The 7,852-nt window shown below is 57.0% G+C and carries 7 protein-coding genes and 2 pseudogenes; 6 read left to right on the top strand and 3 right to left on the bottom strand.

All coding sequences use genetic code 11. The annotated features are described in order from the left end of the window. Positions 1-30: 30 nt before the first annotated feature. Positions 31-399: pseudogene (locus IQ241_RS26865) on the top strand (calcium-binding protein); the annotation flags it as partial. On the opposite strand, the pseudogene IQ241_RS26860 reads toward IQ241_RS26865, so the two are convergent. Next, positions 400-924 (bottom strand): annotated as a pseudogene (locus IQ241_RS26860) (MotA/TolQ/ExbB proton channel family protein); the annotation flags it as partial. Between the two features lie 135 nt (positions 925-1,059). Here IQ241_RS26860 and IQ241_RS24420 point away from each other — a divergent pair. From IQ241_RS24420 to IQ241_RS24400, 5 genes are all read left to right on the top strand, one after another. Next, positions 1,060-1,686, top strand: coding sequence for a hypothetical protein (locus tag IQ241_RS24420; protein WP_193912295.1), 627 nt, complete (start codon positions 1,060-1,062; stop codon positions 1,684-1,686). A gap of 402 nt (positions 1,687-2,088) precedes the next feature. Beyond that, entirely contained in the window at positions 2,089-2,544 is a 456-nt protein-coding gene (locus tag IQ241_RS24415; protein ID WP_193912293.1) for a response regulator, read from the top strand. Beyond that, a complete protein-coding gene (locus tag IQ241_RS24410) occupies positions 2,541-4,034 on the top strand; it encodes a sensor histidine kinase (protein ID WP_193912291.1) in 1,494 nt (497 codons plus the stop codon). Before IQ241_RS24415 ends, IQ241_RS24410 begins: the two co-directional genes overlap by 4 nt. 157 nt (positions 4,035-4,191) lie before the next feature. Continuing rightward, positions 4,192-6,225 (top strand): hybrid sensor histidine kinase/response regulator, encoded by a 2,034-nt coding sequence (locus IQ241_RS24405; protein ID WP_193912289.1) that lies wholly within the window; start codon positions 4,192-4,194, stop codon positions 6,223-6,225. Between the two features lie 31 nt (positions 6,226-6,256). Further along, positions 6,257-6,709 (top strand): PPC domain-containing DNA-binding protein, encoded by a 453-nt coding sequence (locus IQ241_RS24400; protein WP_193912287.1) that lies wholly within the window; start codon positions 6,257-6,259, stop codon positions 6,707-6,709. Between the two features lie 5 nt (positions 6,710-6,714). Here the strand turns inward: IQ241_RS24400 and IQ241_RS24395 are convergent, their stop codons facing one another. Together IQ241_RS24395 and IQ241_RS24390 are read right to left on the bottom strand one after the other, a co-directional pair. Further along, positions 6,715-7,065 carry a phage holin family protein gene (locus IQ241_RS24395; protein ID WP_193912285.1) on the bottom strand — a complete coding sequence of 117 codons (351 nt, stop codon included), beginning with the start codon at positions 7,063-7,065 and terminating at the stop codon, positions 6,715-6,717. 118 nt (positions 7,066-7,183) lie between these two features. After that, a partial coding sequence (locus IQ241_RS24390) for a hypothetical protein (RefSeq protein WP_322743788.1) occupies positions 7,184-7,852 on the bottom strand: 669 nt, incomplete at its 5' end.

The following is a 7,852-nucleotide window of genomic DNA, read 5'->3' as shown; positions in this document are numbered from 1 at the left end:
GACTATTTCGCGCGGGCTGGAAACGACTGGGTGATCGGATCGAACGGAAACGACACGCTCCGGGGCGGCGACGGCATGGACACGCTGCACGGCGGCGCGGGCGACGACCTGATACAACTCGGGTCGGAATTCTTCATCGGTGCGGTCGAGATCGCCACCGGCGGCGACGGCAACGACATCCTGATCGATTGGGCCGGCACCGCGCGCATGAGCGGCGGTGTGGGCGACGACATCCTGCGGGGCGGCGCCGATGACGACACGTTGCTGGGCGAGGCGGGTTTCGACCTGCTGAGCGGCGGCGATGGCGATGATAGCCTCGACGGCGGCTGGGGCGCCGACCGGATGGCGGGCGGCGCGGGCAACGACACGATGCTGGGCGGCCAGGGCAACGACGTCATGCAGGGCGACGATGGCGACGACCATGCCGGCGGCGGTGGTGATCAGCGCTTCGCCAATGCCCTCGGCGGCGCGGGTGGCTTCTTCGGTGCCGCCGCCGCCGCCGATGTTCAAGCTGCTGAAGGTAGCGATTAGGCCAGTGACTGTGCCCAGCAGGCCCAGCAGCGGCGAGACGGCGACAACGGTTTCCAGCAGCTTGTCGCCCTTGCGCATTTTGACAAATTCTCGCTCGGCGGCGGTTTCCAGGGCCAGGCGAAAGGATTCGGGGCTGGGGCGCTTGAGGCTGAGCGGGGCGAGCAAAAAGCGGCTGATCGGGAGGTCGCGATCGCGCGCCGCAATCATCGCCGCCTCGTCTAAATCCCGCGTTGCCTTCTCCAGCACGTCATGGACGATCTGGCCTTCCCGCCGCAGCAGCTGAGACCAAAATTGAGCCCGCTCTAGTGCACAGGCAAAGGTCAGCACCGAGGCCGCCAAAATCGGAATCATCACCGGGCCGCCTTTGGCTAAAAAGTCAAATACGGTTGTCATAGGTCACCGCCGCAGGCCAAAACTCAACTATAGCGACAAGCCAGGTTTGGCCAAGTAAAAACCAAGTTAAGACCACCTTAAAGCCAAGCTGCAAAATATGATAAAGCTCGGACAAATTCTATCCATATAATCCCAATGAACTATCTCTCTTCACGCTTTTCTGGAGTCAGTCGCCTGGGTGGAAGCGCGATCGCGGCCCTGCTACTCAGCCTGGCGAGCTGCAATGAAGTCACGACGGGGAGTCCGACATCCCCCGACCCTGAGCCCACAGCAGCCTCAGAAACAGCTGAGAACAGCGCAGGGACCGCTGCGCCCGATGGGACTACCGACTATCAGGCCGCTGCTACGACGACCTACACCTGGCAGGTGGAATATACGCCCGGCGGCGTCAGCGCTGACCGGCCTAGCGATCGCCGTCTGGAGCAGTTTGAAACGGCCTCGGTTACCAGCGTCAACGGCGTCCGGCCAGAGGCGGCGGCGTCTGGGCCAGACGAAAAGGGGCTGTGGTGGCCGGCCCTACCGCCCGAGCCGACGGTCGATCAGCTAGAGGCCCAGGCCCGGGGAGATGAGCGGGCCAGCCGACCGGAAATTCTTAAGTCGGTAGACTATGCCATCACCTTCAACCAGGCAGGAGAAACGGTGACGCTGCCGACGGACTACGACGTCTACCGGCAGGCCGTCAAAGCCTATGAGCGCAGCCGACCGCTGAAGCTGACCCTGGGGCCTCAGGATGAATCTGTGATCAAGGCCGAAATTTTATAGGAGCGGATGGCTCAAACTATCTGCCCTAAGCTTGCCTATCTTGCGGTCCTGATCTTGCAGCGTTGACAATATCCGGCATTTCTAGGGATGATAGATTCTAACTAGATTGATTCACTTGAGTGCTTGGATCGTAGGGTGCGCGTTTTAGCCAAACGCAATAGATGAGTGCAATTTCGGGATTACGATATTAGGTCCTCGCCCTGGAGTATCGGCAGCCTACTGGGCTGTAAACGCGCTTAAGCCTTGCCCATACTCGCAAAGGTGACACTGAGCTTTCATCTTTAGGCTATGACAGTCCACCCACCGTAGGCGGTTATGACTATAGCCATCTCTGTCCTGGCTTTGCCTAGCACAGATATTCTTTGAGTCGCCTTTTTGCCACAAACCTGTTTTGCCAACAAGATGACAAATTGTAATGGGGCTGGCCTTCTGCTAGTCGAAGACGATGGCAATGATGTGTTACTGATTCAGCGGGCCTTTCGTCAGGCGAACCTGTCTATTCCGCTGACAATGGTCGAAGACGGAGACGAGGCCATTGCCTATCTGACGGGCCAGGGACAATATGCCGATCGGGCAACCTATCCGCTGCCGTCGCTGATCCTGCTTGATTTAAAGCTGCCTCGCCGGTCTGGGCTAGAGGTCTTAGAATGGTTAAGAGGCCAGACCGGCCTACGGCGTATACCCGTGGTCGTGCTGACGGCTTCGCGAGAACATGCCGACGTCGATCGGGCCTATGAAATAGGCGCAAATTCTTATCTGGTCAAGCCCGTATCCTTTGATTCACTGACGGCGACGATCTCAGCGCTCAATCAGTATTGGCTACAGCTCAATCAGTATCCTTCGGTTCAGCCCGCATGAATGTTTCAGCCCCGCGATCGCTACTGCTGATTGACGATAATCCAGACGATCGACTGCTGGCGAAGCGGGAACTCAGCCGCAAATTTCCAGAGCTCAAAATTAGCGAGGTGGGTCATCCTGACGGGTTTGCGCAGGCGCTAGAGGCGCTTCCCTTTGACCTGGTGGTGACGGACTATCAGCTGGGCTGGTCCACCGGGCTCGAGGTGCTGCGCAGCATTAAGGATAGACGACCTGACTGCCCGGTGATTATGTTTACTAACACCGGCACGGAAGAGATTGCCGTCGCCGGGATGAAGCAGGGACTGGATGACTACGTGATTAAGTCGCCCCAGCACTTCACTCGCCTGCCCCAGGCCACCCAATCTGCCTGGGAAAAAGCGCAGATGCGGCGGCAAAACGCCCGGCTTGAAAGTCGGCTTCAGGCGCTTCTGAGTCAGCTCGACTTGGGGATCTTTCGGGCGCAGCCAGACGGTCGCCTGCTCGAAGTCAACCCGGCTTTCTTAAGGATGCTACAGCTGCCTTCGCTGGCCGCGGCTCAGGCGCTCGTCGATGCTCAACTCAAAATTAGCTCGATTGAGCGGGTGGCTGACCAGGGGGCTTCCCGCGAGATCTTGCTCCACCGGGCGGACGGCAGCTCGATCTGGCTGCGCCTGAGTGAAACGCTGAGCCAGGTCGATAGCGAGCTGATTGTGGAAGGCCTGGTCGAAGATATCTCTCTCCGTAAACAGGCAGAAGCTCAGATCCGGGATATCAATAGAGCCTTGGAAGACCGGGTGCAGCAGCGAACGGCCGAGCTAGAGCGAGCCAATAATGAGATGGAGGGGTTCGCCTATTCGATTTCCCACGATCTGCGATCGCCGATTCGCCAAATCAACAGCTTTATGTCGCTATTGGCCGAGCAGCTGCAAGGGACAGACCTCGATCAAACGGTGCAGCACTATCTCAGTGTTGTCTCTGAGCTCACGGTTCAGGCCAGTGATATGCTCGACGCGCTGCTCAACTTTTCTCGCACTGGCCGGGTTGAGATGAAGGCTGAAGAGGTCAACATGATGCAGCTGGTCAAAACGTTACGGACTCAGGCAGAGGCACTTTCGTCCGACTGTCAAATCAGCTGGCAGATCGAGCCGCTGCCTTCCGTTCGATGCGATCGCGAGCTACTGCGCACGGTTTGGCAAAATCTGCTGGAAAACGCCGTCAAGTTCACCTGCACCCGGTCAGACGCTAAAATTACCGTTGGCAGCAGTCAAGGCGACAGTGAGGTCATCTTTTTTGTCAAGGATAACGGCGTCGGGTTCGACCCCAAACAAGCTGATAAGCTATTCGGCGTGTTTCAGCGGGCCCACAGCTCCCGCGACTATAGCGGCACCGGAATCGGTCTGGCCAATGTGCAGCGCGCTATTCTGCGTCACGGCGGGCGAGTTTGGGCCGAGGGCCAGGTCGGTCAGGGTGCGACGTTCTACTTTTCACTGCCCCAGCCTGCCCCAACCTAAGTCATTTTCCGCGCTGCTGTAGCAATCTGACGGCGACTACGGCTACGAATATTGACTGAGAAGTTGTTTAACGCCTATCATTTCGAAATTTGTCCAGCCGCTAAACTGGGAAAGGGAACTACGCGCGATCGCGCCGTATTTTAATCCGTTTATCGCTATGCTTCAGTTTTTACTGCTTGAGGACGACCCGAACGATATCGAGCTGATCTCGACCGCGTTGGCAAACAGCGAACTAGAGATAGACCTGGTCACCGTTGAAACTCAGGATGATTTTCTGGCAGCCTTAACGCATCGGCCGATTGACCTGGTTCTGGCGGACTATGCGCTGCCTAACTTTGATGGCCTCACGGCTATGGAGATGGGTCAGCAGCGCTATCCCGATATTCCTTTCATCCTCGTCTCGGGTGTTTTAGGAGAAGATCGGGCGATTGAGGCCCTGCAGCTGGGGGCAACGGACTACATTCTCAAGCAGCGACTGGAGCGGCTAGTGCCGGCGGTGCAGCGGGCGCTAAAGGAAAAGCAAGAGCGGCTGGAGCTGAAGCAGGCAGTCCAGTCGCTGCGCGAAAGTGAAGAGCGATTTCGGACTTCGGTCGAGACCATGACCGACTGCTTTGCCATCTGCCTAGCCGTTCGCGATCGGGATAATCGGATTGAGGACTTCAATATTCGCTATATCAATCAGGCCGCCTGCGAATATCTGTCGATTAGCCAGGTCCAACAGGAGGGGCAGACCCTCTGCTCAGTGATGCCCGCTGCCAAACAGTCAGAGCTATTTGATGGCTGCTGCTGGGTGGTTGAGACGGGGCAGTCGCTAACGCGCGAGGTGATGCTCTATGGCCAGGAAACGGCTAGTGCTGCACAGCAGTTCGCCGCAATTGATGTGCGCGCTTCTAAACTCGGCGATGGGCTCGTGGTCACCTGGCGCGATATCACCGAGCGCAAACAGGAAGAAAGTCGTCGCAAGCAGCTCTTTGCTGATGCCCAAGCCGCCCGGAAACAGGCCGAGCAGGCCAGCCGATTTAAGGATGAATTTCTGGCCGTCCTCTCCCACGAGCTGCGCACGCCGCTCAATGCTATTTCTGGCTGGGTGCAGCTCCTACAGTCGAAGTCGCCCAACGCCCAGACCCTGGGCCACGCAATTGGAATTATTCAGCGCAATACAGAGGCCCTGACTCAGCTGATTGAAGACATTTTAGATGTGTCTCGGATCGTTCGCGGCAAGCTGCGGCTGAATATCCAGCAACTCTCCCTATCCGACCAGGGCAAGGTGATCGAAGCGGCAATTGAAACGGTGAGACCGGCGGCAGAGGCCAAAAATATTCAGATTAACTTTCAGTCCGGCGATCGCGGCGGCCTCACAGCAGTTGATCCCAATCGGCTCCAGCAGGTGGTGTGGAATCTGCTCTCGAATGCGGTTAAATTTACCTCTGAGCACGGTCAGGTTCAGGTCGATCTCGAGATTGCGGACGGGCATATGGTTTTGCAGGTCAGCGACAGCGGCCAGGGCATTGAACCCGACGCCCTGCCCTATATTTTTGAGCGCTTCCGGCAGGTAGACGGCTCGTCTACGCGATCGCAAAACGGGCTTGGGTTGGGGTTAGCCATTGTTAAGCATATTGTTGAACTCCACGGGGGTGAGATCTCTGCCCAGAGCCCAGGACTAGGGCAGGGAACTACTTTTACGCTAAAAATACCGCTTGCGGCTGAGACAGAGACAGCGGCTGACGAATCTAAAACGCTAGAACATTCGGGCGCTCCGCTGAGCCGGGCGCAAGTAGCAGAGTCGCCTGAGGCTCATCTCTCCTTAGCCAATATTCGCGTATTGATTGTTGAAGATGCTGAAGATGCCCGGACCCTCTACACAATGATGCTAGAGGAATTTGGCGCTGAGGTAAGAGCCGCCGCTTCGGTCACCGAAGCGCTCAGCCTTTTTACCGAACAGCGCCCCCATGTGCTGGTGAGCGACATCAGTATGCCGACCGAAGATGGCTATTCGCTGATTCGCAGAATCCGCCAGCTCACCGTGGATGAGGGCGGCCAAACGCCCGCTGTCGCGCTCACGGCCTACACCCGTCCAGAGGACCGTACTCGAGCCTTGCTAGCGGGCTTTCAGCTCCATGTCCCCAAACCCGTCGATCTGATAGAGCTTGCGGCCGTCGTCTCTACCCTAGCCCAGGGAGCCGATCGCTAGACCTGCTGCTGTCGTTTGCGCTTAATCTCAGATGAATCGTTTCCTTCAGCCCCACGCTCTACGTCTAAAGCCCGGGACAGAGCTCAGACAAGCGCTTCAGCAGTTTGCCCAAGCCCGCCAGCTCCAGGCGGGCTGTATTCTAACGGCGGTCGGCAGCTTAGAGCAGGTTGCCCTGCGATTTGCCGGACAGGAGCAAACAGAACGGTTTCCAGGCCCGGCAGAAATTGTCTCCCTCAGCGGCACACTATCAGTCCACGGGCTGCATCTGCATCTGGCCGTGTCAGGCCCAATGGGAGAAACTCGCGGCGGTCATCTGGTCAAAGGCTGTCTGGTCTACACTACCGCTGAAATTGTGATTGCGGAGCTGCCCCAGCTAATCTTTAAGCGAGAACAGTGTTCGCTATCAGGCTATCAAGAGCTGGTCATTCATTGTTCGGAATTTCAAGCTGACTCTGATTTTTTATCATCGACTCCAGCGACCTAAAAAGGCTATGAAATAGCTAGAACTTTAAATAAAATTGAGTTGATAATCGCGAGCGCCAGACCCCCGATCAGGGCGCTGATGATGCCCCAGCGAAGTCTGAATCCTCTCACCAAAAGCGCGGTTAAGCCGAACAAAATTGCATTCCCGATTAAAAAGCCTAGCCCTAGTGTCAGAACATTCAGCAGCAGGCTGTTGATGAACCAGCCTGCTAGCCCATTAAGCAGACCAAAGACAGCAGCAGCTGTTGCAGTTTTGCCTAGGCTGTCTGATTCGACGCCCAGCGGCAGCACGGTGATAATAACAAAGCTGATCGTGATGACAATCCAGGTGATAAGCAGGGTAATTAGCCAATCCATCTTAAATCTCCTTGTAAAACCCAAAAACGCTTGCTTCAGGTCGTTTAAGGCGAGTATATCAAACCTTCAGAGTAAGAATTCAGTATCGCTGGGTAAAAAAGACATCCGTAGGATATCTTTACAGCTGCGAGTAGAACTGCTCCAGTCGTTTTTGAAAAGCGAGCCAGTAGTAACTGAGGTCTTCAGGACCGAGGATAAAGGTTTGAGCCGGGCTATCTTCGAGCGCGATCGCAATCATCGCCTGCTCCACCCGCACATCCCAATCGCGGTAGACCCAGTTCACCGCTTCGCAGTAGGCCGCCACCTGTAGGCAATAGTCCTCAATCCACGCCAGCTTTTTGGGCCGCCGCGCCGTCTTCCAGTCGCACAGGTAGAGCTGCTGCTCGTACAGCATCAGCGCGTCGGGATAGCCCGCAAATTCCAGCGGATGCCAGACCGCACCTTCCACCAGCCAGGCTTCGTCTACTTTCTCCAATAGGGGAGCAACAGACTGCCAGAAGCCTTCCAGTTCCTGGGGTAGCTCAAACGGCTGAGCTTGAAGCTGAGCGCTGATTGCCTTGTGCAGCCGGGTGCCCGCCCGCGAAGCCTTTGTCGTAATCTGCTGCGCTTGGGCCTGACCGACCCTAGCCTGCCAGTTCCACAGCCGCTGCCGATCTTCATAGGGCTTGGTTGCCGAGAGAATAGAGGTGACCCCAGGGTAGCAGTGGCCCTCGATTTCGTAATGGCGACGTCGCTGGCGGGAGACCTGCTTGGCTCGGTAGTGGGGCAGGTGGGGCATGGGGGAGTG

It is taken from the genome of Vasconcelosia minhoensis LEGE 07310 (genome assembly GCF_015207255.1).
Lineage (GTDB): Bacteria > Cyanobacteriota > Cyanobacteriia > Phormidesmidales > Phormidesmidaceae > Vasconcelosia > Vasconcelosia minhoensis.
The sequence above is the reverse complement of the archived record's forward strand: the minus strand, read 5'-3'. Positions and strand labels throughout refer to the sequence as shown.

What these genes read in the sequence shown, in the direction of transcription:
- IQ241_RS24420 (WP_193912295.1), top strand. Translation starts at nt 1,060, where the DNA reads ATGAACTATCTCTCTTCACGCTTTTCTGGAGTCAGTCGCCTGGGTGGA.
- IQ241_RS24415 (WP_193912293.1), top strand. Translation starts at nt 2,089, where the DNA reads ATGACAAATTGTAATGGGGCTGGCCTTCTGCTAGTCGAAGACGATGGC.
- IQ241_RS24410 (WP_193912291.1), top strand. Translation starts at nt 2,541, where the DNA reads ATGAATGTTTCAGCCCCGCGATCGCTACTGCTGATTGACGATAATCCA.
- IQ241_RS24405 (WP_193912289.1), top strand. Translation starts at nt 4,192, where the DNA reads ATGCTTCAGTTTTTACTGCTTGAGGACGACCCGAACGATATCGAGCTG.
- IQ241_RS24400 (WP_193912287.1), top strand. Translation starts at nt 6,257, where the DNA reads ATGAATCGTTTCCTTCAGCCCCACGCTCTACGTCTAAAGCCCGGGACA.
- IQ241_RS24395 (WP_193912285.1), bottom strand. Translation starts at nt 7,065, where the DNA reads ATGGATTGGCTAATTACCCTGCTTATCACCTGGATTGTCATCACGATC.